The organism is Acidithiobacillus albertensis (assembly GCF_001931655.1).
Lineage (GTDB): Bacteria > Pseudomonadota > Gammaproteobacteria > Acidithiobacillales > Acidithiobacillaceae > Acidithiobacillus > Acidithiobacillus thiooxidans.
The window spans coordinates 930,171-952,884 of sequence record NZ_MOAD01000001.1 but is presented as its reverse complement, the minus strand read 5'-3'; the positions used below and the strand labels follow the sequence as shown (position 1 = coordinate 952,884).

The 22,714-nt window shown below is 54.9% G+C and carries 21 protein-coding genes and 1 tRNA gene; 3 read left to right on the top strand and 19 right to left on the bottom strand.

From position 1 onward, the window contains the following. Nucleotides 1-7: 7 nt before the first annotated feature. The 11 genes from cydC to BLW97_RS04850 all read right to left on the bottom strand — a co-directional run bounded on the left by cydC (nt 8) and on the right by BLW97_RS04850 (nt 10,254). Entirely contained in the window at nt 8-1,759 is a 1,752-nt protein-coding gene (gene cydC, locus BLW97_RS04900; protein WP_075323570.1) for a thiol reductant ABC exporter subunit CydC, read from the bottom strand. Then, nucleotides 1,752-3,509 carry a thiol reductant ABC exporter subunit CydD gene (gene cydD, locus BLW97_RS04895; protein ID WP_242947701.1) on the bottom strand — a complete coding sequence of 586 codons (1,758 nt, stop codon included), beginning with the start codon at nt 3,507-3,509 and terminating at the stop codon, nt 1,752-1,754. The genes cydC and cydD overlap by 8 nt, the downstream gene beginning before the upstream one ends. Nucleotides 3,510-3,582: 73 nt before the next feature. Beyond that, on the bottom strand, nt 3,583-4,710 hold the full coding sequence (locus BLW97_RS04890) for an FIST signal transduction protein (RefSeq protein WP_075322519.1): 1,128 nt from the start codon (nt 4,708-4,710) through the stop codon (nt 3,583-3,585). A gap of 74 nt (nt 4,711-4,784) precedes the next feature. Beyond that, nucleotides 4,785-4,860: transfer RNA gene (locus tag BLW97_RS04885), tRNA-Ala, on the bottom strand. 46 nt (nt 4,861-4,906) lie between these two features. Continuing rightward, nucleotides 4,907-5,677, bottom strand: coding sequence for an MBL fold metallo-hydrolase (locus tag BLW97_RS04880; protein WP_075322518.1), 771 nt, complete (start codon nt 5,675-5,677; stop codon nt 4,907-4,909). Further along, nucleotides 5,674-6,447: a TatD family hydrolase gene (locus tag BLW97_RS04875; RefSeq protein WP_075322517.1), complete on the bottom strand. Its 774-nt coding sequence runs from the start codon at nt 6,445-6,447 to the stop codon at nt 5,674-5,676. Before BLW97_RS04875 ends, BLW97_RS04880 begins: the two co-directional genes overlap by 4 nt. Before the next feature lie 140 nt (nt 6,448-6,587). Continuing rightward, the gene (rlmB, locus tag BLW97_RS04870; RefSeq protein ID WP_075322516.1) at nt 6,588-7,337 is read right to left on the bottom strand and encodes a 23S rRNA (guanosine(2251)-2'-O)-methyltransferase RlmB; all 750 of its coding nucleotides are present in this window, start codon (nt 7,335-7,337) and stop codon (nt 6,588-6,590) included. A gap of 3 nt (nt 7,338-7,340) precedes the next feature. Continuing rightward, entirely contained in the window at nt 7,341-7,802 is a 462-nt protein-coding gene (locus tag BLW97_RS04865; RefSeq protein ID WP_237747449.1) for a hypothetical protein, read from the bottom strand. A 7-nt stretch (nt 7,803-7,809) separates the two neighbouring features. Continuing rightward, nucleotides 7,810-8,229: a hypothetical protein gene (locus BLW97_RS04860; protein WP_010640203.1), complete on the bottom strand. Its 420-nt coding sequence runs from the start codon at nt 8,227-8,229 to the stop codon at nt 7,810-7,812. 92 nt (nt 8,230-8,321) lie between these two features. Next, on the bottom strand, nt 8,322-9,359 hold the full coding sequence (locus tag BLW97_RS04855; protein ID WP_010640204.1) for an AI-2E family transporter: 1,038 nt from the start codon (nt 9,357-9,359) through the stop codon (nt 8,322-8,324). Between the two features lie 34 nt (nt 9,360-9,393). After that, the gene (locus BLW97_RS04850; protein ID WP_024893911.1) at nt 9,394-10,254 is read right to left on the bottom strand and encodes a PHP domain-containing protein; all 861 of its coding nucleotides are present in this window, start codon (nt 10,252-10,254) and stop codon (nt 9,394-9,396) included. A gap of 103 nt (nt 10,255-10,357) precedes the next feature. Between BLW97_RS04850 and BLW97_RS04845 the strand changes: the two genes are divergently transcribed. Next, nucleotides 10,358-11,083, top strand: a complete 726-nt coding sequence (locus tag BLW97_RS04845) for a hypothetical protein (protein WP_024893912.1) — start codon at nt 10,358-10,360, stop codon at nt 11,081-11,083. Nucleotides 11,084-11,342: 259 nt separating this feature from the next. Here BLW97_RS04845 and BLW97_RS04835 read toward each other — a convergent pair whose 3' ends face one another. Further along, nucleotides 11,343-11,945: a peroxiredoxin gene (locus tag BLW97_RS04835; RefSeq protein WP_010639765.1), complete on the bottom strand. Its 603-nt coding sequence runs from the start codon at nt 11,943-11,945 to the stop codon at nt 11,343-11,345. Between the two features lie 272 nt (nt 11,946-12,217). On the opposite strand from BLW97_RS04835, the gene fdxA reads away from it, so the two are divergent. Both fdxA and BLW97_RS04825 read left to right on the top strand, forming a co-directional pair. Beyond that, nucleotides 12,218-12,541: a ferredoxin FdxA gene (gene fdxA / locus BLW97_RS04830; protein ID WP_010639763.1), complete on the top strand. Its 324-nt coding sequence runs from the start codon at nt 12,218-12,220 to the stop codon at nt 12,539-12,541. Beyond that, complete coding sequence (locus tag BLW97_RS04825; protein ID WP_075322515.1) at nt 12,538-14,202, top strand: ABC transporter ATP-binding protein; 1,665 nt, start codon at nt 12,538-12,540, stop codon at nt 14,200-14,202. The genes fdxA and BLW97_RS04825 overlap by 4 nt, the downstream gene beginning before the upstream one ends. A gap of 223 nt (nt 14,203-14,425) precedes the next feature. On the opposite strand, the gene BLW97_RS04820 is transcribed toward BLW97_RS04825, so the two are convergent. The 7 genes from BLW97_RS04820 to gcvT are packed head-to-tail and all read right to left on the bottom strand — an operon-like array spanning nt 14,426 to nt 22,707. Continuing rightward, on the bottom strand, nt 14,426-16,495 hold the full coding sequence (locus BLW97_RS04820) for a transglutaminase TgpA family protein (protein WP_075322514.1): 2,070 nt from the start codon (nt 16,493-16,495) through the stop codon (nt 14,426-14,428). Further along, the gene (locus BLW97_RS04815) at nt 16,492-17,457 is read right to left on the bottom strand and encodes a hypothetical protein (RefSeq protein ID WP_075322513.1); all 966 of its coding nucleotides are present in this window, start codon (nt 17,455-17,457) and stop codon (nt 16,492-16,494) included. The genes BLW97_RS04820 and BLW97_RS04815 overlap by 4 nt, the downstream gene beginning before the upstream one ends. A gap of 7 nt (nt 17,458-17,464) precedes the next feature. Further along, on the bottom strand, nt 17,465-18,409 hold the full coding sequence (locus tag BLW97_RS04810; RefSeq protein ID WP_075322512.1) for an AAA family ATPase: 945 nt from the start codon (nt 18,407-18,409) through the stop codon (nt 17,465-17,467). Further along, nucleotides 18,406-19,863 carry an aminomethyl-transferring glycine dehydrogenase subunit GcvPB gene (gcvPB, locus tag BLW97_RS04805; protein ID WP_207650556.1) on the bottom strand — a complete coding sequence of 486 codons (1,458 nt, stop codon included), beginning with the start codon at nt 19,861-19,863 and terminating at the stop codon, nt 18,406-18,408. The genes BLW97_RS04810 and gcvPB overlap by 4 nt, the downstream gene beginning before the upstream one ends. Further along, the gene (gene gcvPA / locus BLW97_RS04800) at nt 19,860-21,203 is read right to left on the bottom strand and encodes an aminomethyl-transferring glycine dehydrogenase subunit GcvPA (protein WP_075322511.1); all 1,344 of its coding nucleotides are present in this window, start codon (nt 21,201-21,203) and stop codon (nt 19,860-19,862) included. The genes gcvPB and gcvPA overlap by 4 nt, the downstream gene beginning before the upstream one ends. Nucleotides 21,204-21,209: 6 nt before the next feature. Continuing rightward, a complete protein-coding gene (gcvH, locus tag BLW97_RS04795; RefSeq protein WP_075322510.1) occupies nt 21,210-21,593 on the bottom strand; it encodes a glycine cleavage system protein GcvH in 384 nt (127 codons plus the stop codon). 4 nt (nt 21,594-21,597) lie between these two features. Further along, on the bottom strand, nt 21,598-22,707 hold the full coding sequence (gene gcvT / locus BLW97_RS04790; protein WP_075322509.1) for a glycine cleavage system aminomethyltransferase GcvT: 1,110 nt from the start codon (nt 22,705-22,707) through the stop codon (nt 21,598-21,600). Between the last annotated feature and the right edge of the window lie 7 nt (nt 22,708-22,714).

Sequence of the window (22,714 nt, the reverse complement as noted above, 5' to 3'; positions counted from 1 at the left end):
TACCGCTTTACGCCGACACTCCTTGCCGAAAAGTGGCGAAATGACTGAGCTGTCCGCCTTGGTTCAGCAACTCGGCAAATGTCCCCGACTCCACTACCCGCCCTTCGTCCATGATAAATACCCGATCCATCTGCTCCAGACCAAGCAATCGGTGGGTAATATAAAGAACTGTGCGGCCTTGCATCAGAGGCTGCAAATCACGCAGAAATTCCATTTCAGTCAGCGGATCGAGGCCCTCAGTGGGTTCATCCAATACCAGCCAGGGAGCATTTTTGAGGATGGCACGGGCAATTGCCACCCGCCGCCCCTGCCCACCAGATAATTTCACACCACCTTCACCGACAATGGTATCCAGTCCATCCGGCTGACTCCGCACAAAATCATCCAGTTGTGCAGCCGCCAGCGCCGCCCAAAGTTCGTCTTCTTCAGCGTCGCCCTTGGCCACCAGCAAATTATCGCGAATGGTGGTGTGAAACAAGTAGGAGCGCTGCGAGACCACCGCAAAATATTCGCGCAGGTCATCGGCAGGGAAGTTTTTAAGTTCATGGCCGCCGAATTGGGCCGAACCACTTTGATAATCATAAAAACGCAGCAACATATTGGCGATACTGCTTTTTCCGGCACCCGTAGCCCCCAATATCGCCACCTTGCTGCCAGCAACAATATGGAGATCCAACCCTGCCAGGGCATCCTGTTGCCCGCCGGGATAGCGCAGATGCACATCCTTTAGCAGCAAATCAGGCTGTTGCACCTTGGGCGCCGGGCCACTGGCATCGGGAAAGGGCAAGGCGCTGTCTGCCACCGAGAAAATCCGTCGGGCTGCCTGCCGGGTCTGGCCCAGAAACTGAAAAGCCAGAGGCAAGGCGACAATGGCTTCAAAGGAACCCATTACCCCCAAGGCAAACATGGGTAAATCGGAAGGCCCGAGATGGCCGCCGTGGATCAGGGGGATGGCGAGAATCAAAATCACCCAGATCGCCAGATTGCCCATAAAACTCATGCCCGCAGTGCCCAGCCCGCTGATTTGCGCCATTTTCGCCTGTCTCTGCAAAATGGCATCATTGAGGGAATGACTGCGACGCAGAATTTCAGGACCGGCCCCGTAAGTGAGCAACTCGCCCATACCTTGCATGCCGTCTACAATCTGGACCCGATAATCAGATTGCAAATCCGTCATTTCCGCCCCACTGCGGGCACCCAGGCGCTCAGCTACAAACGGCAGGACCAGGCCGGAAACAGCCAGGAACAAAAACAGGGCAATCGCCAGGCGCCAGGAGAAAAAAGCAAAAAAACCGGACATCAGCACAGTAGCCATTCCGGCTACCAGAAATGGCGTAAATACCCGCAAATAAAAGTTGTTCAGGGTGTCTATGTCGGCGACCAGACGGGAGAGGATGTCTCCTGAGCGATAGCCCTGTAATCCGGCCGGGGCCAGAGGCTCCAGACGGCTGTAAAACCAGCTGCGCAGTTGGGCCAGCAGCCGGAAGGTGGCCTCGTGGGTAATCACCCGCTCCAGCCAGCGGGAAATCACCCGGGTCGTGGCAAAAGCCCGAACTCCGGCAGCGGGAAGGAAAAAATTATATAAATTGAGCGTGGCATAACCACCCAAGCCCGCCAGTGCCGCACTGGCCAGAAACCAACCGGAAAGCGCCAGCAACCCAAAATTGGACAATATGGTGAGCAGCGCCAGAAAAGCACCACCCAACATCCAGAACTTATAGGGGAAAAATAGTTTTAAAAGACGAATGTAATCAGACATGGGTTTCCCCCCGGTAGGCAGCAACCATACGGGCATACACCCCGTCCGCTGCAAGCAGCTCCTGGTGGCTTCCACTTTCGGCCACCCGGCCTGCATCCATGACAATAATATGATCAGCCCGTTCTGCCGTGGCCAGACGATGGGCGATGACTATCGCTGTGCGCCCTGTAATTAACTTTTGCATGGCATCCAGCACCAGTGATTCATTTTCCATATCGAGATTGGCAGTGGCTTCATCCAGTATGAAAAGTGGCGGGTTTTTAAGAAAAGCCCGCGCCAGAGCTATTCGCTGAATTTGTCCACCAGAAAGCCCCTGGCCTAAATCACCAATCATCGTCTCAAAACCATCAGGCAAGTTTTCAATAAATTCGAGTGCATGGGCATTTTGCGCAGCTTCCCGAAGTGCAGCCAGATCAGCATCCGGGCGGCCGATCCGGATATTATCCCCGAGACTGCCATGAAAAAGACGAGGATTTTGCGGCACCCAAGCGAGCTGTTTCCACCAGAGTTCCGGCTCTATGGCATTCAGTGGCATCTGCCCATTGACGAGAATTTCGCCCTCACTCGCTTGGACAAAACCCAGCAACGCACTGGCCAGGGTGCTTTTTCCGGCACCGCTGGCACCCACCAAAGCGGTGACTTTACCCGCCGGAAACTCGGCATTCACGCCCTCCAGTGCGCTGCGCCCCGCCTCATAGGAAAAGTGCAGATTGCGCACCGACAAACTGATTTGACCGGAAGGTACATAATCTGCGCCCTGCCGGGATTTTTCCGGCAATGGCATGTCCAGTATTTCGAAAATTCTTTTGGCAGCCGCTATGGCGCTCATGCGGGCATGATAGTGGGTCGATAACCCCCGCAGCGGATTAAAATACTCCGGCGCCAGGAGCAGAACGAAAAAGGCGGTAAAAAAAGTAACTGAGGCATGGACCTGCAGCAGTCTGGCGCCCAGAGAGACCGCCACCAGGGCAATGGAAAGACTGGCAAAAAACTCCAGCACGGCCGAGGTCAGAAAGGCAACGCGCAGACCCGCCATGGTGCTGCGTCGGTAGTCGTCAGAAATTCTGGCCACGATTTCGATTTCATCTTTGGCACGACCAAAAATCTTGAGCGTGGTCAGACCTTGCACCACATCCAGGAAATGCGCACTCATCAACAGCATTTTCCGCCACTGACGCTGGTTAACCGCTTCGGCCGCATAACCTACCAACACCATAAAAAAAGGAACCAAAGGACCGGTTATCAGCAATATCAAACCGCTGATCCAGTCTTCGGGAAATACCACAATCAAAATCGCCAGAGGTATCAGGCTCACTAGAGCCATTTGCGGTAAATAACGGGAAAAGTAAGGCTCCAAAGCCTCCACACCTTCGATCATGGTGCTGGCGATATCGGCGCTGCGTTCGCCGGCAATGGCCACCGGCCCCAGTTGCAAAAGGTGCTTCAGCAACTGTTCGCGCAAATAGGTTTTGATGCGGGCACTGGCCCGAAAAGCCACCAGCTCCCCCGCCCAGGATAAAGCGGCACGCAGGACAAAAAGCCCCAGCAAAGCCCAAAGTAGTGGCATTACGGCTGCGAGACTAAGTCCCTGAAACGATACCCCGTTGATGATATGGGCGAGAATAAAAGCCTGGAGGATAATCAGAAGACCAGCCGCCAGCCCCAAGCCTATGCCAAAATACAGGGCGCCTCGAGTCCGACGCCCTTCCTGCATTAATCTCTGATCAATTCGTTCCGCTTTCGCCATCATCAACCTCTAATATTCTGGATGCACTTTAGCACAGCGTCGTACTTTCCTCACCCTGCAGACCGGTATGCAGCCCTCAGTCACCCAGAAAAAGCGTCAGCACTCCGGTATAACCGTATATTTTATCATGAGAAATTTCGCCATTCGCAAAAAAACCAACCAGCGGAAAATGGCCTAGTTGCTCCTCAATCAGACGTAACTCCGCTGAATCGGGGCCAAACAGTCCTTCGCCTCTGCCCAGACAGGAAAAATATAAGCCGCCACGAATGTTTCGACCAGCCACCAGTTTCTTCAGGTCTGTCAGCATCCGCAACAAATCTTCCCGGGCCGTAGTACCATCGCGCTTGCAAAACATCAGCGATTGACCGGATTCCACATATTCACCAATCGCCATCAATTTACGATCCGTGTCCACACCAATCAGATTGCGGACGGTGTAATCGCCGCGATCATCATTGGCTACGGGCAAGGCGACAAAAATAAAACCGGCCGCCTTCTGTAAATCCCGGGCGAGAATCTCCCCAATTTCTTCGTATAACACATCGAGGGCAGGCCGCTTGTCGAGGGTGCCAACAATGTTGCTTTTAGCGTCACCGATTTCATGAAGGGGACCAATGGGGCTGCAACCCTGGGAAAGACGGGTGGCAATGGCCACTTTTTCACTGAACAGAACACCACTTAAACCACCATGAACCGCTTTGTCGGCCAATTGCCCGCCCTTGCCGCGTGTACTGCTGAGTCCGCCAGTGATAAACCCGCTCCGGGTTTTTCCGGCCAGATCCCGCACCAGATCGGGCAAGTCAGGCGTGGCGGTGTCACCATGCACAACGGCAAAATAAGGGGCTGCACCATTCACCTGGAGAGGCTGGTCACTCAGGTAGGGGGTCATTCCTGAAAAAATGGACAATTCCAACTCGGGAATATCCGTAACCATCAACGCCAGGGCGGGTGTATCCAAATATTCCTGACCCGTGACACAAATTCCAATACCTACACAACCCGTCCAATGTTTAACATCCAGCTGCTGATTCAGTTGCGCCAGCAAATCAGGCAGTTCTGCTTCGAACAGGTCGGATACATACAAAAAACCCAGGGTTCCGCTTTGGGCCTGGCTGCCCGCCATATCCAATGCAGCCGCCAAAGCCACCCGCCAATCAGGATCAGCAGCATGTCCATAGGCAAAAAGCGATTCCGGATGATGCATAAAATCCTCCCCGAGCGAGTAAAAACTTCCAATAAAAAAAGAGCCAGAGTAAAACTCTGACTCTTATTCGTATCTGGTGGAGCCAAGCGGGATCGAACCGCTGACCTCTTGAATGCCATTCAAGCGCTCTCCCAGCTGAGCTATGGCCCCGATGTCGCGTAATATATGGATTTGCCCCGGCACTGTCAAACACTATTTATGGCGCAGTTGATTGCTCAATCACCATACCGTCAAAAGCCGGTACGATATCTGCCGGGAGCTCCGCAGCGAACTGTGCATAATCAATATCATGGGTCATATGGGTGAAAATGGTTTGCTCAGCAGCAATGCGACGGGTCCAATACAAAGCTTCCTCGACATTGAGGTGCGTCGGATGAGCTTCGTAGCGCAGACAATCCAGAATCAGCAGTTTCAAATTCTTGAGCAGAGCTAGGCTTTCATCAGGAATCGATTTAAGATCGGTCAGATAGGCTACATCTCCGAAACGGAAGCCCAGGATGCACAATTTACCGTGCATGATAGGAATGGGCATCACCTTGAGATTGCCGAAAGTCTTTTCAGTATGGAAACGTTCCATGGATAAAGACGGTTTTGCCCAGGCCGCGTCGGGTGGCAAAAAACAGTAGCGAAAACGACTTTCCAGCTCGCTGGCCGTACGTTCGTCCGCATAACAGGGGATGACGATTTTCTGGGCAAAATTAAAGGCGCGCAGGTCGTCAATGCCGTTAATGTGATCTGCATGAAAATGGGTATAGAGCACGGCAGTCAGTCGTTGGACCTGGGCATCCAGCATTTGCTGGCGCAGATCCGGCCCCGTATCCACCAACAACACCGTATCCTCATGTTCTACCAGAATACTGGCACGACGACGGCGGTTGTGCGGGTCCGCACTTCGACATACCGGACAGTCGCAAGCAATCACCGGGGTGCCCGCACTGGACCCTGTTCCCAGAAAAGTGATTTTCATGCGGCCACCGTCCGGGTAAAAAGATGATGAAAGTTATCGGTTGTCTGTTGTGCCAGATCTGCAAACGACTCCGCCCTCAACTCAGCCAAAAATTGGGCGACATGACGAACATAAGCCGGTTCATTGCGTTTACCGCGCAGAGGCGTTGGTGCCAGGTAAGGCGAATCTGTCTCTAACAGCAGACGATCTGCTGGCAATTTCCGGGCAACAGCCTGTAAGTCCAGCGACTTTTTGAAGGTCACTATACCGGAAAGGGAAATATAAAATCCCATATCCAGAACAGCACGGGCAAATTCCCAGTTTTCCGTAAAACAGTGGATGACCCCCCCGGAAGCGCGGGCATCTTCGCTCCGCAGTAATCCCAGGGTATCTGCTGCGGCTTCACGGGTATGGACAATAACAGGCTTACCCGTCGCCTTGGAGGCGGCAATGTGCCGGGCAAAGCGCTCCTGCTGCCAGCGCAAATCTCCCTCACTGCGAAAATAGTCCAACCCGGTCTCACCCACAGCCACAACTTTTTCCGCAGATAAAGCGGCAAGCAGGTTATCCATACTCGGCGTTTCGGCTTCCGGCTCATTGGGATGCACCCCGGCAGCGGCCCATATACCCGTATTTTCAGCCGCCAGAGCCTGTACGCGCGGCCAATGTTTTTGCACAACGGCGGCGATCAGGATTTCCTGCACCCCGGCAGCCTGGGCACGTTCGAGAATGGCTGAGCGATCTTCTGCAAAATCTTCAAAATCGAGATGGCAATGGGAGTCTATCAGCATTATTGCACCTATTTAAGAGGGTTCTCAGTGTTTTCTGACCGGGTCAGTCTAACAAAGTCGAGTCTGCATTTCCCGTTATAGTAGCAACGCCAGAGAGCCTGAAGGCTTTGCCGCGACTTTGTCCCGCGCCGTTGTTGGGCTTAAACAGTAGCCGCCGTTTTCAGACACTGACGCTGACGGCTGGCTTCAAAAAGACAAATGCCCGTAGCAACGGACACATTGAGACTTTCAATGGCTCCGGCCATGGGGATATGCGCCAGATAATCACAGTGTTCACGCGTCAGGCGGCGCAAGCCCTTTTGTTCCCCACCCATGACCATTACCAGCGGCATGCTCAAATCCAGATCATAAATATTTTGCGGCGCATCTCCGGCCATACCGACCAGCCAGAAACCCGCTTCCTGCAGGGAAGCCAGAGTCCGGGACAAATTGGTTACCATGCAGACTGGCAGTCGTGAAGCCGAGCCTGCCGCAGCCTTGCGGACGGTAGCATTTACCGGGCAGGCATTGTCCTTGGGGAGAATGACCGCACTGACTCCAGCAGCCTCAGCGCTGCGCAGGCAGGCACCGAGATTGTGGGGATCCAGCACACCATCCAGCACCAGCAGAAAACCCTGACCATTCAGATCAGCGAGAATATCTGTAAAATCCGGCTCTGTATGCTGTAAAAGCACACCGGCAATACCCTGATGCTTATCCGTATTGAATTTGCGGGCCAGAGCAGCATGGCGCAACTCATGAATGGATAAATTCAGAGCCCGGGCCTTTTCCAGAAGAGGTACGATTCTCTCATCTGTGTGCCGCTCCGTAGCTACCCAGATTTCCTCTAACTCACCGGCATCCAGAGCAGCATGCACCGCATGAATCCCATAAAGTTGTTCCTTAGGCAAAAGTCACTCCGTCTTTATTCCCGACAAAATATCCGGCCGACGTTCAGAGGGAGGAATAGTTGCGAGCCCGATACGCGCAAAAGCCGCCGACTCGGTTTCTGCCGGCAACACATCCCAACCCGGTAAATCCCGACAACAAGTTACCCAGTCGGCGGGACCGGAATGGGCAATTTGCGCAAAACCCCAGGCGGTTTTTTCGACCTGATAAAACTTGACTGGAATGCCTTCGCTACTGATGGCCTCCCGACGTCCGGGTTCATAAGAGACGAAAAGCGCACACGAACCCAGAAGCAGATCCCAGCTTTCGGGCAGCAAGACGCCCTCCCTGAGAAACTCCAACCTGGGTACGGGCCAGACGTTGCGGCGCAGAGGACCCGTTCGCTCCAGACGCCAGCCTGAAGCCTTGGCCCAGCTGAGCACCTCGGCTTCAAATGCCAACCAGTCGTCACGTCCGCAAACTGGCACGCGCTACTCAGAAACTGTCGAAAATGTCATCGACAATATTGTCTGCCACCGCGAATCCGGCACCCAGCCCCAATCCGGTCATGACATTTCCCAAAAAGCCGCTACCCATGCCCGGCTGTCCCTGCATGGGTGCATTCCATGGCCGTTGCTGCATATTGGGGTTCATACCCTGCTGGTTCATGCCCTGCATTTGCATTTCCATCTGCTGAATACGCTGAGCCATCTGCTGCATCATCATGCCGACATTCTGCTGTTGTTGCTGAAGACTCATGGCCAGGCTCCGCAGTTCCATGTTGATTTCCCGGGCGGTGATGTTATCCGGAGCCAGGCTGTTCACCCGCCCGGCAACCTGCTGCAGAGCCTGCAGATTATTCTGGGTTTGTTGCTGCAATTGGTTGTACTGTTGATCCAGCATTGTGTAGTCCATGATACGCTCCTGCTTCACGAGAAAACCTGATCATTAGATGGTCAAAATGAGTATATGTTCCTGCCGCATGTATTGCCGACACAAGCGAAAATTCATTCCTGGAGTCTTATGCGGCGCTCCCAGGCTCGCCACACACCGCGCGCCAGCAGCACCAGAATAGGGCCGATAATCAACCCGATCAAGCCAAAGGCTTCGGCTCCACCGAGGATACTGAAAAATACTAGAAAAAAAGGCGCCTGCGTCTGAGACCCGGTCAGTAACGGTCGAACAACCAGATCAGCCACCGTGATCACGAAAAACCCCCAACCCAGCACGGCCAGTCCGGCTATCCAATGGCCGGTAAAAGCCAGCCAGATGGTGGCAGCACCCACTACGGCAGTGGCCCCAAACGGTAAAGGTGAAATGAGCGCAGTAGCCACCAGCCACAGGGGCCAAAGTGCCAAACCCGCCAGAGCATAGGCAATACCGATAAACATGCCTTCAATGACTCCAACCCCAATCAGGCCAATCAATACGGAACGTGCCGCATCCCGGCAGGCCGCCAAAAAACGGTCACCCCGATCCCGTCCCCAAAGCTGGGTGGTTCCCAGTCGCAGGGCTTCGGTAATCCGCTCACCATGCAAGGCCAGCGCGAATACCGTCAGGGCTGCGAAAAAGGTGTGCAGGGTAAATATCCAGAGTTGACTGAGAGAATCCGTAATAATGCTGGCATGAGCACTGATAAATGAAGACAAATAGGCTCCATTCAGAGTACTCAGATGATAGCGCAGCCAATGCCCGATATAGGGAATCTGCATCACTTCAGGGGGAACCATCACCAGTGAATCCCCGGACTGCCAGCGGGCAATCAGCAAGGCCACCTTGGGCAAAATGGTATCCACAATAATGACCGAAGGAATAATAATGATGGCCACCCAGGCGATGGCATGCAGCAATGATCCCAACCAGCGCGGCAAATGGAAAGCCCGCTCCAGACGCAGTTGCCAGGGCCAACCCACCGTGGTCAATACCGCCCCCATCAACAAAGGTCCGGCAAATGGACTCAGGGTATAGGCAGCTCCGGCATAAATCAGCAGCAGCAAGCCCAGGCCCCAAAGCGCGTAGCGAGAATTTTCCTGTTCTTTAGGCACCGGCTTCCTCGGGGCAGCTACTGCGAATAGTCGATCAGTGGAAGTGAATACCCGCTCTGGCCCAGACCGGCTCTACCCCGTCAGGCAGCGGGAGCAATTGCCCAATAGCCGCATGACCGACATCCGGTCCATGAAAATCAGACCCCAGGGAACCCAGCATGTTAAGCTCCTTGGCAAGACGTCCCAAATGCTCGCGATCACCGGCAGCCTGACTGCCGGAACACACTTCGAGACCTGCACCACCGGCCTCACGGAATGCCGTCAGCAAATGGCGCAAGCGGGTAGCACTGAGCTTGTAACGACCGGGATGAGCAACAATGGCAGAACCGCCCGCACTGTTGATCCACTGCACGGCTTCAGTCATGGGAATCCAGTCGCTCGGGACATAGGCCTTGCATCCACGTCCCAGATATTTGCCAAAAGCTTCGCTGGCATCCGCACAATGTCCCTGTCGAACCAGCCAGCGACAAAAATGACTCCGACCTACCATGCGACTACCCGCCATGGCCCGAGCACCCTCTTCCGCGCCGGGAATTCCGACTTGGTCCAGCAAGCGACTGATTTCAGCCGCGCGCCAATCACGAAAGGCCATGATCCGGGCCAGCCCTTCCTGCAAAACCCTATTTTCGGGATCCACAAAAAGGCCCACGATATGAATTCCCTGGGTTTCCCACTCACTGGAAACCTCTACTCCGGGAATCAGTTGAATGCCCAGTTCGGCCGCCTTGAGGCCGGCTTCCACCAATCCGGCGGTGTTGTCATGATCCGTCAAAGCCATAACCTGAACGCCGGAATCATGAACCCTCTGAACCAGATCATGGGGTGTCATGGTGCCATCCGATGCCAGCGAATGCATGTGCAAATCAATGGGTGAAAACATTTTGCTCTGTTGCATAAAAACCATTCCCGAAGTTGGCGGACACCTTCTGCTGCAGCATCCAGACTAATCCGTGCTAGCATAACACGCAGAACTTCTTTGGGCATATCAGGAGGAAACCTTGGCTCTTATTCTCGACATCTCCGCAGCGCAAAAACGCTTTGAGCAATACACCCAACCGGTTCTGGCAGCCTTTGCCAGCAGCGGAATAGCCACTGGAGAACAAATCACCCCCCCCATGATTGTCGATGCCCTGAAACAACTATTCACGGTGTTAAGTAATGACGTATCGGGATGGGACCCCAGCCTGCCCGAGGACGAACCGGAGCGCATTGCCGACCTGAGTATCGGGCTGCTCATGGATCTGTCCACCTGGGCGGACCGGCTGGGTGAAAAGCAAGCCAAAATTGCTCTGGAAATGATTACGGTCAGTATTGCAGCCTGGATTTGTGCGCAACATGGAGCCATTCACACCCTGGAGCCGGTCGTCAATGGCCTGGCGGTGCTGGCTAACAGTCACAATGAAACAGAAGAGCTCAAAACTTTGGCCCAGCTCATGGGAGAGGTGGTAACCGCCGCATCGGCCGATTATGCCGCAGACCTGGATAGCGCCGACCCGCAACGGCCCTGGCGTATTTTACTGCTGAACTGGGGTATTACCGCGACTCGCGCCCAGGATACGGCAGAAATGCGCAAGGCTTTCGCAGCGCTCATCCATCACTTACCTGCCGATGCAAACACTTTTTTTCAGGAAGGCCTGCAACAGGTCACTCGGGGAGACTATCCCGAAGCCGTGAAAACCGTTATGGCCGAAGCTGCGCAAAATGCTGGACACAGCTTGCATTGATCATAAAAAAACCCGGGGCAATCGTGCAGCCGGGTTTTTAAGAAATCCTGAAAACGGCGGGTGGCCGGGAAGCTTTGCCGCGACTTTGGCCCGCACCGTTGTTGTTCTTGGTGAAATCCTGCGCCCGTCAGGAGAGCTGTTTGAGCCCGCAGGGCGAGTTCTCTCCTGACAGCAGGATGAGCCTTAGAACAAAACAGGCAAGGGNATGTTGGAGCAAAAAGCTTCCCGGCCACCCGCCGTTTTCAAATCAGATACAGTTTTAGAGATCCTTGCCGTGCTTAGCCAGGAAATCTGCCACACCTTCACCGGTGGGGGTCATGCCCGCCTTGCCTTTTTCCCACTGGGCCGGACAGACTTCGCCGTGCTCTTCGGAGAACTGCAGGGCATCCACCATACGGATCATTTCATCAATATTACGTCCCAGTGGCAAATCATTGACCACTTCATGACGCACCACACCCTGACGGTCAATCAGGAACGAGCCACGCAATGCCACTTCATCATTGAGCAGCACGTCATAATTGCGGGCAATGCTCTTGGATAAATCGGCTACCATGGGCAACTGAATCTGACCGATACCACCCTTTTCTTCGGGCGTATTCTTCCAGGCCAGATGGGTAAAATGAGAGTCCACACTACAGGCAATCACTTCGGTGTTACGGCTTTTGAATTCATGCAGACGATGATTGAAAGCGAGAATTTCCGAAGGGCAGACAAAGGTAAAGTCCAGGGGGTAAAAGAAGAGAACCGCATACTTACCTTTGATGTGCTGAGAAAACTGGAATTTCTCATTGATGCTGTTGTCGGGCATGACTGCTGGGGCCACAAAGTCGGGGGCGTTTTTACCTACCAATACTGCCATGGGATTCTCCTCTTTGATCGATGATGGGATAAAGTCCAGATTTGAACTATAGCGAATTAAGCGCAGGCTTGCCATCCGCAGGTATTCATCCAATCAACCGGAATCCCGGATATACAGGCATTTCTTGTTGGCAAAATAATGATCGTTCGAGGTATCAAGAGGACTCATGTTTGGATAGTGGGCAGGCGCGCAGCCTTGGGCTAGAATAGGCCCCCAGTTCGCCGGGTCAGCCCGGCCACCCTTAAACCGAAAAGCCAAGGAGCCCGGCCCCCATGACCTACGTGGTGACTGAATCTTGTATCAAATGTAAATACACGGACTGTGTGGATGTGTGTCCGGTAGACTGTTTTCGTGAAGGTCCTAATTTTCTGGTGATTGACCCTGACGAATGTATTGACTGCACACTTTGTGAGCCAGAATGTCCGGCCGGAGCCATTTTCCGCGACGATGACCTGCCCGAAGGCCAGGAAGAATATGAAGAAATCAATGCACGTCTCGCCAAGGTCTGGCCGGCCATTATTCAGAAAAAACCGGCGCCGGAAGATGCCGATGCCTGGCTGGAAGTGAAAGACAAACGAGGCCTGCTCGAAGAGTGAGCGCGGATAGCGCTTCTGCTGCACTGCGTTCGCAAAGCTTTCACCGTCTTCTCGGTCTGGTGCGCCCCCACCGGGGACGTGTCGCCGTAGCCATGTTCTTTATGGTGATATCTGGTGCGGCCATGGGTGCCATGGCTTACATCATCAAACCCGTGCTGGATCGGATATTCATTGATCACCAGGTCAGCATGCTGGTCTGGCTGCCCTTAGGGGTCATCCTGATCTACGCGGTCAAGGGTATTGCCGATTATCTCCAGGCCATCAATCTGGCCCGGGTGGAGGAAGAGGTTTTACGCGGTCTGCGGGAAAACCTCTTCGGCCACACCCTGCGTCTTCCCCTGGAAGTCCTCATTGATCACAGTCATGGCAGCACCCTGTCACGGATGAGTCTGGATCTGACCCTGCTCCAGCAGGGTCTCTCGGTGCTGGCGCGCTTTTTTCTTTCCAGCTTCCAGATTGTCGCCCTGCTTTTCGTGGTGTTTTACATGAGCTGGAAGCTGGCGCTCATCAGTCTCATAACTCTGCCCATCGCCTTTTATCCCCTGATTCGCTTTGGTCAGAAACTGCGCCAGAGAGGCAACTCCCAGCAGGAACAGATGGGTGAAATCATGGATCAATTTTCGCAGAGCCTGCGCGGTGTGGAAGTCATTAAAAGCCAGGGGGGTGAGCCTTTCGAGGCCAGACGCTTTGGTCAGCAGGCCCGGCACTATTTCGAATTGATGATGCAAATCGCCCGAATTCAGAAAGCCACCGTGCCGGTCATGGAAATGATCGCTGCTCTGGGGATTGCCGCCATCATCTACCTGGGCGGCAGTCAGGTCGTCAATGGCAACATGAGCACCGGCGCCTTTTTCAGTTTTTTTACGGCCTTGGGTCTGATTTACGAACCTCTGCGGCAACTCTCTTCCGCCAACAATCAGTTACAGCAAGGGTTGTCAGCCGCAGACCGGCTTTTTGCCTGGCTGGATCAACCTTCGGAACAGACTGTCAGCACCACTGAACCACGTCCCTGGGGGACCTGGCAATGTCACGACCTACGCCTGCAACTGGGCCAGGAATCCATCCTTCAGGGACTGGATATTTGCATTCCACCGCTCAGCACCACCGCCTTTGTGGGCCCCAGTGGCAGCGGCAAAACCAGCCTGATACGGGTGATTCTGGGCCTGCTACCGGCCAGCAGTGGCCGCATTACAGTGGCGGGAATGGATAAAAACCAGATCCCTGCGGGAGACTATCGGAGTTATTTCAGCTTTGTAGCGCAAGAGCCGGTTTTGTTCAGTGGCAGCGCCCTCAGCAATATTGCTTACGGTGAGGACACTCCCGATCCTCATCGCGCCGAAATTGCTGCCCGGCAGGCGCATGCCTGGGATTTTCTGGCCCTGAGTGGCGGACTGGACAGTCCCATCCAGGGGAATGGCGCGAATTTTTCCGGAGGTCAGCGGCAGCGTCTGGCCATTGCCCGCGCACTGTATCTGGATCGCTCCGTGCTGGTACTGGATGAAGCGACCAGCAATCTCGACAGCGAAAGCGAAGAACGCATTGCTGAAACTCTCGCAGAATTGCACGGCAAAAAAACCATTCTGATTGTCGCCCATCGACCCCGCACCACCCGTCTGGCGGATCAGATCATTCGGCTGGAACGGGGAAAAGTGATTTCCTAAGATTGATCCGTCTGAAATCTGTGGTGAAGGGTGCATATTTTCAGCTCCCTTGTCCCTCGCCTGTTGTTCTAGGGCTCATCCTGCTGTCAGGAGAGAACTCGCCCTGCGGGCTCAAACAGCTCTCCTGACGGGCGCAGGATTTCGCCAAGAACAACAACGGCGCAGGCCAAAAGTCGCAGAAAATATGCACCCTTCACCACAGATTTCTGCTTTGCTCGTTCAATCATACCCCTTTACTACTGTTATGACGCATTTGCGCAATAATTGCCTGCAGTTTGGCATCCCCCTCCGCATCAGGATGTGGTCCATAGCGCTGCAGGGAATAGTGCTGCAACAACTGATTACGGAGCGTCGAATCAAACGGTAATGTCCCACAAAAAACGCTTTCCTGGCCAGGACGAGCATCTTTCAAACCGAGACCATGCAGTGCTTCTATGGCCCGGTGGCGCCAGTAATCATGGGCATTTGTATTTCGCGTTGCCTGTCTACGCCGATACCAGACCCATAGCAGGACCAGGCCAAGCAGCGCGAAAATTCCCACTATCACGCGCCAGGCAGGTTGCTGCGCACTAAATCCGGACCAATGTCGTGGAAAATGCAGGATTTTCTGACTGGAAGTCTGGCTGCTTTGGAAAAAATGCAAAAACTGCAACCCGGCAGAAGTCCAGAGTGATCGTTGTTTGGCCGGGGTCAAATCAATGACGGTGTTAATCCATTCCCACTGCAGCCAGTCCCATACCCGCTGTGCTGCCGGAACTTCATCGGCGGCAAAGGCCCCGCTATTCCCGTTACTATTTAGTCCAGTTGCCGCAGCCGCTGGCGTGGCATCCAGGCGTACCCAGCCTTTTCCGGCAATCCAGGCCTGTACCCAGGCGTGGGCCATACTCTGGCGCACCAGCCAGTAATGACCGACAGGATTATATTCGCCACCATGATAACCGGTAACCACACGTGCAGGGACACCATCCAGACGCAATAAAAGCGCGAGGCCTCCCGCATAATATTCACAAAAGCCGGTATGAGAATGCAGCAGAAAATCCGCCATCGTCTGCCCGTGCGGATAAGCGGCTGGCGCCTTCAGGCTATAATGAAAGGATGGCCCCCGAAACCAATGCATTAAATGTTCAATAGTTTGATTAGGAGTATGACCTGCCAGACTTTTTGCCAAAGTCACAATAGCCGATGGCGTAGTTGCCGGCACCTGCAGAGCGGCTTGATGCACGCCAGATCTGAGGCTTAGAACAGGGCTGGCACCTGACCAGACCACGTAGCGCAGTGGCAGAGAGGGAGGCTTCTGCAACTGCATGACGCCATCCCATAGTTCGTGATGCGCCAAAGGAATTTGCCAGCGCCGTGGGGATGACAAGGCGAAAAGATAAGAGCTATCTCCAGGGCTGATTACAATTTCCTGACGGGTGAGCGGCCCCGCTGGCAACCGGTCCGGATGGTCTGATTGCACATCGTTTGTAGAGAGTTTTTCAGCAGGTGGATCGGGCTCCCAGGTAGTCCCTTGGTCATGCCACAAAATCGCGCCCACCCAATATAATTGCTCAGGATTTTCCGGCCTGGGAGTGATCTGGGCACGAAAGGCCACTGCCGGATCCTCGGCCAGACGACTGATCTGATCTGGTGCCAAATCGGGACTGAATCCGGAACGCGCACTCCCCTGGGGCGGAGCCCAGGCCCAGAGCGGTGTCGGCGTACGCGGCAGGAGCAGAAAAAACAGCCCGGTCATGGGTAGCAAAAACACCATGAAAGCCAGACTGAATACCAGCATATAACGAAAATCACGGCCCTGCAGGGCGACACTACCCCTTGCGCTGGCCGCATCGGCCAAGGGCTGCCAAAGTAAACCCAACAGCGCCAGATAAAGGGTAATCAGCAGATAAATACCCAGCAGGACATCGACACGCAACCAGGCCGCCAGCCCCATACCCAGCAGCACTAGCGCTGCTACCTGATAAAAATCCCGCTGGGAACGCATTTCCAGGGCTTTCACAGCCAACAGTACCAATACCGACTGGCTGGCTATGGCCAACCAGTTACCCCAGCCGGAAAGTACAAAAGCCAACAGTAGAAACAGCAAACCTCCAACCAGACGCAGACGACCGGAAAACCAAAGCGGGTGTTGTTTCCAGGAGCCATACAATCCCAGGCCTGTAGCGCTCAACCACAGCACAATGGCCCAGATGGCCACCTCGTGGCCCAGCGCGAGCAGAACCAGCAAGCCCATCAGTGCAGCCAGCAAGGGCCCGACGTTCTGCGCAGAAACCAATGAGCTGGCTTTCCTCATTGCCAGAATCGCCAGTGCCTGAGCCAGCCGCCTCGCTCCTCTGTGGCAGCGCTTGAAGGAGGCAGGGGTAGATGCTGGGCCAGCATGCGCAAGGCATCTTCTCGTTGGGCGGAGCCTTGACCACTTTTACTGCCCGCTGGCATGAGCAACTGCCATGACCAACCCAGATTCCAGGCTTTATCCAGTGCTGCCCGAAAAATTCGCAGGCGTTGCTCCGGTGGAAATGCCAGCCAAAAAGGGGATTCCCAATCCAGCAATACCTGTTCTTGTCCGATTTTTTCCTGCTCTCGGCCGGGAAAATGCATGATCCCGGGAAGATTTCTGGACCAGTCTACGCGTCGCCAGATAATCTGATGCAAACTTTCTCCAGAACGCCAGTTACGGATCCAGAGAAAATCCCCCTGCCCGCCGGCTCGGTCTGAAGACGGGAGCTGTTCGCCCGAATTTTGAGTCATGGCCATGTCTTCTCCACCCGCAGGTGCAACCCAGGGCAGGTCTGCATCGGGAATGTTGACCTGCAGGCCCCGCCACACAAAAGAAAAGGGGAAGGCGGAACCCATCTGCAACAAGGGCAACAGCGGCTGGCCGCGTCGATCCGGACACCAGCGCAGTGCGACCAGTGCTTCCTGACGACCCCCTATGCGGGTTACGGTCTGCCGGGATGCACCCAGTCGCAGTTCCAGCAACCATAATGGCCAGGGTCGACCATTACGCACGCGCAGCAATACATCTCCGCTCTGTTCCGCTGTCAGAATCTGCTGCGGTTGCAGGACCACATCCACGCGCCAGATATTGGCCATAGCCACAAAACCCGACAGCACCATGAGGGACAACATCATCGAAACCAGCAGAAACAAAACATTATTGCCGGTATTGACGGCCGCAAAGCCCAGCGCCAGCGTCAAGCCGACAAATACTTTGCCTGGGCGGGAAAGACGCACCTCCCGGCGTTTACGCTTCATGACCCGCTTAAAAACGAATATCCAGACCCCAGGCTTCTTGTCCCAGTAACACGGCCAGATCATCACCGGCTAAATTCGCCGTGGAAATCAGACGATGTCCCAACACCGCCAGGGCGACAGAACGCAAATCATCGGGCGTCACATAATCCCGTCCCGCCATAAAAGCCCAAGCCTGGGCAGAGGCTTTAAGCGCCAGCAAAGCACGAGGTGAAAGCCCCATCCGCAGACGTTCGTCGTTGCGCGAGCACCGGGCCATGTGCAAAAGCATATCTTCAATTTCCGCGCTGAGAAAAATGGCAGTAACCGCATGTCGCCAGGCTTGCAACACACTGCGTTCCGCAACAATCGGCAAATCTTCAGGGCGCTGGTTTTTCCCCTGAAGCAACAGGCGTTCCGCCTCGCGACCGGGATACCCCAGAGAAAACCGCAGGGTAAAACGGTCCAGCTGGCTTTCCGGTAAAGGGAAAACCCCGGCGTGTTCCTGGGGATTCTGGGTGGCTATGACAAAAAATGGATCAGGCAAAGCCTTGCTTTGACCATCCGCAGAAACCTGCCCTTCAGCCATAGCCTCCAGCAAGGCCGATTGACTGCGCGGAGAGGCCCGATTGATTTCATCCATGAGCAGCACCCCATGGAAAACCGGGCCGGGATGGAAAACAAAAGTTTGCTGGCGCGGATCAAAAATACTGCTGCCGAGGATGTCTCCCGGCAACATATCAGCGGTCATCTGGACGCGCGCAAAATCCAGACCCAAAAGTCGCGCCAGACCCAAAGCCAGCGTGGTTTTGCCCACGCCGGGCACATCCTCGACGAGAATGTGTCCACCCGCCAAAAAGCCCGTAAAGGCAAGGCGTATGGCTCTTTCCTTACCCAACAGAACCTTCGCCAAAGCGGTCAGCAACTGCTCTGGCTGGACTGCTGCCCGCAATACTTCACGGGGATGGGTTGTCATTCCGGTGCTGCCGATACGTCCAGCCTGCGGGCGGCCAGCGCCTCATCCAGTCGACCCACCGGCAAATGATGGGGGGCTTCCCGCAGCAATTCCGGCTGCTCCAGCGCTTCCTGACGAATCTGCGCCATCACCGCGACAAAAAGATCCAGCGTCGCCTTGCTTTCGGTTTCGGTCGGCTCTATGAGCAAACATTCGGGCACCAATTGTGGAAAATAAATGGTCGGAGCATGTATCCCAAAGTCCAGCAGCCGTTTTGCCACATCCAGCGCACGAATCCCTGTGGCTTTGTGCAAATCACTCACTGACAGGATAAATTCGTGACTGGCACGACGCTCCGGGAAAGCCGCCTGATAACCCAGGCGCTGCAGTTCTTTAAGCAGGTAGTTGGCATTGAGGGCAGCATAGGCGGATACCCGCCCTACACCGCTACGGCCCAGTCGCCGAAGATACGCATGAGCACGCAGCAATACGCCGATATTTCCACCATGTGCACTTAAATGACCAATACTTTGTGGGAGATCTTTGGCACCCATCCAGCGCAAGGCCCCATGCGGCTCTTTCAAAACCGTGGGGAGAGGCAAAAAAGGCTTGAGGTGTGCCTGCACAGCCACAGCACCGGCCCCCGGTCCACCCCCACCATGGGGAGTGGCAAAGGTTTTGTGCAGGTTCAGATGCATCACGTCAAAACCCATCTGACCGGGCTGAACCCGGCCAAGAATGGCATTGAGATTGGCACCATCATAGTAAAGCAGGCCCCCGGCGGCATGCACATGGTGGGCAATTTCTGCAATACGTCTTTCAAAAACCCCCAAAGTCGAGGGATTGGTCAGCATGATTCCCGCGACATCCGGACCCAGGTGAGCATCCAAGGCGGCCATATCCAGATCACCATCGGGCAGGTTGGGGATTTCGATAACCTCAAATCCGGCCATTTGCGCACTGGCTGGATTGGTACCATGGGCCGCCGTAGGAATCAGCATCTTGTTGCGCCCGGTATCTCCCCGCGCCAGATGATAAGCGCGAATCATGGCCACGCCAGCCAGCTCACCCTGGGCGCCTGCTGCCGGAGTCAGGCTCACTGCCGCCATGCCCGTTGCCGCCGCCAGCCATTCCTGCAACTCCCAGAGAACCTGTAGCAGCCCCTGCATGGCGGGGGCCGGGGTATCGGGATGCAGACGGGCAAAACCGGGTAATGAAGCCATGGCATGGGCAATACGCGGATTATATTTCATGGTACAGGAACCCAGTGGGTAAAACTGGGTATCAATAGAAAAATTTTTCTGCGACAAGCGGGTGTAATGCCGCAAAACATCCAGTTCAGAAGCATTGGGCAAATTCAGCGGTGTTTTGCGGAGTAAATCTTCGGGTATATCAGCGGGCATTTTGGGTACCGGCATATGATGATCATGGGCAAAAATGCTGTCATTCACGGTTTCTGTCACAGCTGGATTCATTGGGCCTCCAGAAAGCTTTTCAGCGCATCCCGATAAGTCAACAGGTCGGCTTCTTCCAGTAATTCCGTCGTACACACCAGCAAATCACCCGGTTCACCCATTTCCCATTCACGCAAAGGAATACCCGCGAGCAGCCCATGGCCCAGCAGAGCATCGCGAACCACCGTGGCGGGCAGCGGCAGGCGCACGACCCATTCATGGAAAAAAGCACCCGCATAGGGGAAACTCACCCCCGGCAGTGCGGCCAACAGCTCGCGTAATTGCCGGGCGCGGGTATGGCAGAGGCTGGCGGTTTCCTGAAGACCATGACTGCCGAGCGTCGCCATATGAATGGTGGCAGCAGTGACCATCAAGCCCTGATTGGTGCAGATATTACTGGTAGCCTTACCCCGCCGGATATGCTGTTCACGCGCCTGCAGCGTCAGACAATATCCTGTACGACCCTGGTCATCGACAGTTTTGGCGACCAGACGACCCGGTAATTGCCGGACATGGGCTTTGCGGCAGGCAAGAAATCCAAAATAGGGCCCCCCTCCAGTCAGCGGAATCCCCATGGGTTGGCCCTCACCCACAGCCATATCAGCGCCCTTCCCGCCCCAGTCGCCGGGAGCCTTCAACATGGCCAAGGCCAGCGGATTGACTACTGCAATGGTTAACAATCCCCGGGCATGTGCCCAGTCTGTCAGCTTGTCCACCGGCTCCAGCATGCCAAAGGCGTTAATCTGCGGAACAATCAAAGCCGCTGCATCGCTCGCATCGCCGGGAATCTGCAACGTGCCGCTGATGGGATCATAAGGCACTGATTGCAGAAGGATATTCTGCATGCCTAGCACCGTATCCAGCACGCTGCGCCAGCCGGGCAGAAGATTCTCCGGCACCAGAATGCTTTTTTCGCTCCCTTGAATGCGTAGGGCCATCAGACAGGCTTCTGCCAAACCGGAGGCGCCGTCGTACAAGGACGCATTACTGACTTCCAGGCCAGTCAGGCGAGTAATGAAACTCTGGTACTCATAAAGTACCTGCAAGGTACCCTGACTGGCTTCCGGCTGATAAGGCGTGTAAGCAGAGTAAAATTCGCCCCGAGCGGCAATTTCCCAGACAATCGCGGGAATATGATGCGCATAGGCACCGCCGCCAGCAAAGCACAATAATGGTGCATTCGCCCGGGCCCGGCCTTCAAGCTCCCGGCCCAGGGCCATTTCGGACAAGCCTTCCGGCAGCACCATGTCATGAACCTGCAAACTGGATGGAATTTCATCAAAAAGCGCATCCAGACTATTCACGCCAACGGCAGCCAACATCGCCGCCGTTTCTTCCGCATCATGGGGAATATAGGGCATTTCCGCTTACGCCTCCGCAATGGTGGCGTAAGCCGTTGCATCCATCAGTTCTGCAAACGCAGCGGATTCAGCAGCCACGACCATTATCCAGCCTGTTCCATAGGGATCTTCGTTGAGCAGTTGCGGACTGTCATTCAGTGCTTCATTACGCTCCAGAACCTTACCGGTAATGGGTGCATACAAATCCGCAGCCGCCTTGACCGACTCCAGAACGCCGCAAACCGTTCCAGATTGCAGGGCTTTTCCGACTTCGGAAACTTCGGCATAAACCAGATCGCCCAGCAGCGCCTGGGCATGATCGGTAATCCCAACCCGGTAACGTCCATCACCCAGATCCTCAACCCATTCGTGGGTGTCACTATAACGTAATGATTGCGGAATTTTGCTCATGCCTTCAACACTCCTTAGCAAAGGTAAAAGTTGCAGCGCCCTGACGCCAGAACGGCGGCTTGACCACCATGGCCGGTTTGCGGGCACCGCGAATGACTAATTGCAAAATGCTTCCTGCCGCTACCGGGGTATTGACTCTGGCCAGAGCAATACCACATTGCAGACTCGGAGAAAAAATACCACTGGTGACCACACCGCAAGGCTTCCCCGCAGCGTCTTCCAGCACATAACCGTGCCGGGGAATGCCAGCAGACAGGGCAATTCCTACCAGGTTTGGACCATCGCCACGAGCCCGTTCCGCTTCCAACCCAGCGCGACCCATAAAGGCGCGATCAGAATCGCGCAAGTCTACGGTCCAGCCCAGATTGCTGGCATAGGGAGAAACCGAGGTATCCATGTCCTGACCGTACAAGTCCAGGCCAGCTTCCAGGCGCAAGCTATCGCGCGCAGCCAGTCCCGCTGGAGTAATCCCCGCTGTCAGCAAACGCTCGGCCAATTCCGGCAAAAGGGTATTTGCCGCAATGATTTCTACGCCATCTTCGCCGGTATATCCCGTCCGGCCAATAAAAAATCCATCCTGTTCCAGCGCAGTAAAAGGTTTCAGTGACTCCAGGGCGGGTATTTGCAGCAAATCGGCCACCCGCTCCCGTGCCCTCGGTCCTTGAACAGCAACAATACCCAGATCTGGGCGTTTGCTTAGCGTCACTTGCCAGGCATGCTGGTCGATGAGCTTTTGAAAATGGGCGGCATCTGGTTCTGCACCCGAAGCATTCAGGACTATCCGATAAGTATCGCCGCCCCGATAATACACAATCAGATCATCAATAATGCCGCCATCCATCTGCAACATGGTGCTGTACAGGGCTTTACCCGGGTGGACATCGAGCTTGGCCACGTCATTGGCCAAGGCATGACGGAGCAGGCTGCGGGCATCCCTGCCTTCAATATCCAAAGGGCGCATGTGGGAAACATCAAAAAAACCCGCTACTTCACGTACTGCCTTATGTTCGGCGAGCTGCGAGGCATATTGCAGGGGCATTTGCCATCCGGCAAAATCCACCATGCGCGCCCCTTGCGCCAGATGCCAGTCATACAGCGCTGTCTGTTTTGTCATTGCCTCA

Excerpts from the sequence above, each read along its gene's own strand:
- cydC (WP_075323570.1), bottom strand. The coding sequence starts at position 1,759 with ATGTCTGATTACATTCGTCTTTTAAAACTATTTTTCCCCTATAAGTTC.
- cydD (WP_242947701.1), bottom strand. The coding sequence starts at position 3,509 with ATGATGGCGAAAGCGGAACGAATTGATCAGAGATTAATGCAGGAAGGG.
- BLW97_RS04890 (WP_075322519.1), bottom strand. The coding sequence starts at position 4,710 with ATGCATCATCCGGAATCGCTTTTTGCCTATGGACATGCTGCTGATCCT.
- BLW97_RS04880 (WP_075322518.1), bottom strand. The coding sequence starts at position 5,677 with ATGAAAATCACTTTTCTGGGAACAGGGTCCAGTGCGGGCACCCCGGTG.
- BLW97_RS04875 (WP_075322517.1), bottom strand. The coding sequence starts at position 6,447 with ATGCTGATAGACTCCCATTGCCATCTCGATTTTGAAGATTTTGCAGAA.
- BLW97_RS04860 (WP_010640203.1), bottom strand. The coding sequence starts at position 8,229 with ATGGACTACACAATGCTGGATCAACAGTACAACCAATTGCAGCAACAA.
- BLW97_RS04850 (WP_024893911.1), bottom strand. The coding sequence starts at position 10,254 with ATGCAACAGAGCAAAATGTTTTCACCCATTGATTTGCACATGCATTCG.
- BLW97_RS04835 (WP_010639765.1), bottom strand. The coding sequence starts at position 11,945 with ATGGCAGTATTGGTAGGTAAAAACGCCCCCGACTTTGTGGCCCCAGCA.
- fdxA (WP_010639763.1), top strand. The coding sequence starts at position 12,218 with ATGACCTACGTGGTGACTGAATCTTGTATCAAATGTAAATACACGGAC.
- BLW97_RS04820 (WP_075322514.1), bottom strand. The coding sequence starts at position 16,495 with ATGAGGAAAGCCAGCTCATTGGTTTCTGCGCAGAACGTCGGGCCCTTG.
- BLW97_RS04815 (WP_075322513.1), bottom strand. The coding sequence starts at position 17,457 with ATGAAGCGTAAACGCCGGGAGGTGCGTCTTTCCCGCCCAGGCAAAGTA.
- BLW97_RS04810 (WP_075322512.1), bottom strand. The coding sequence starts at position 18,409 with ATGACAACCCATCCCCGTGAAGTATTGCGGGCAGCAGTCCAGCCAGAG.
- gcvPB (WP_207650556.1), bottom strand. The coding sequence starts at position 19,863 with ATGAATCCAGCTGTGACAGAAACCGTGAATGACAGCATTTTTGCCCAT.
- gcvPA (WP_075322511.1), bottom strand. The coding sequence starts at position 21,203 with ATGCCCTATATTCCCCATGATGCGGAAGAAACGGCGGCGATGTTGGCT.
- gcvH (WP_075322510.1), bottom strand. The coding sequence starts at position 21,593 with ATGAGCAAAATTCCGCAATCATTACGTTATAGTGACACCCACGAATGG.
- gcvT (WP_075322509.1), bottom strand. The coding sequence starts at position 22,707 with ATGACAAAACAGACAGCGCTGTATGACTGGCATCTGGCGCAAGGGGCG.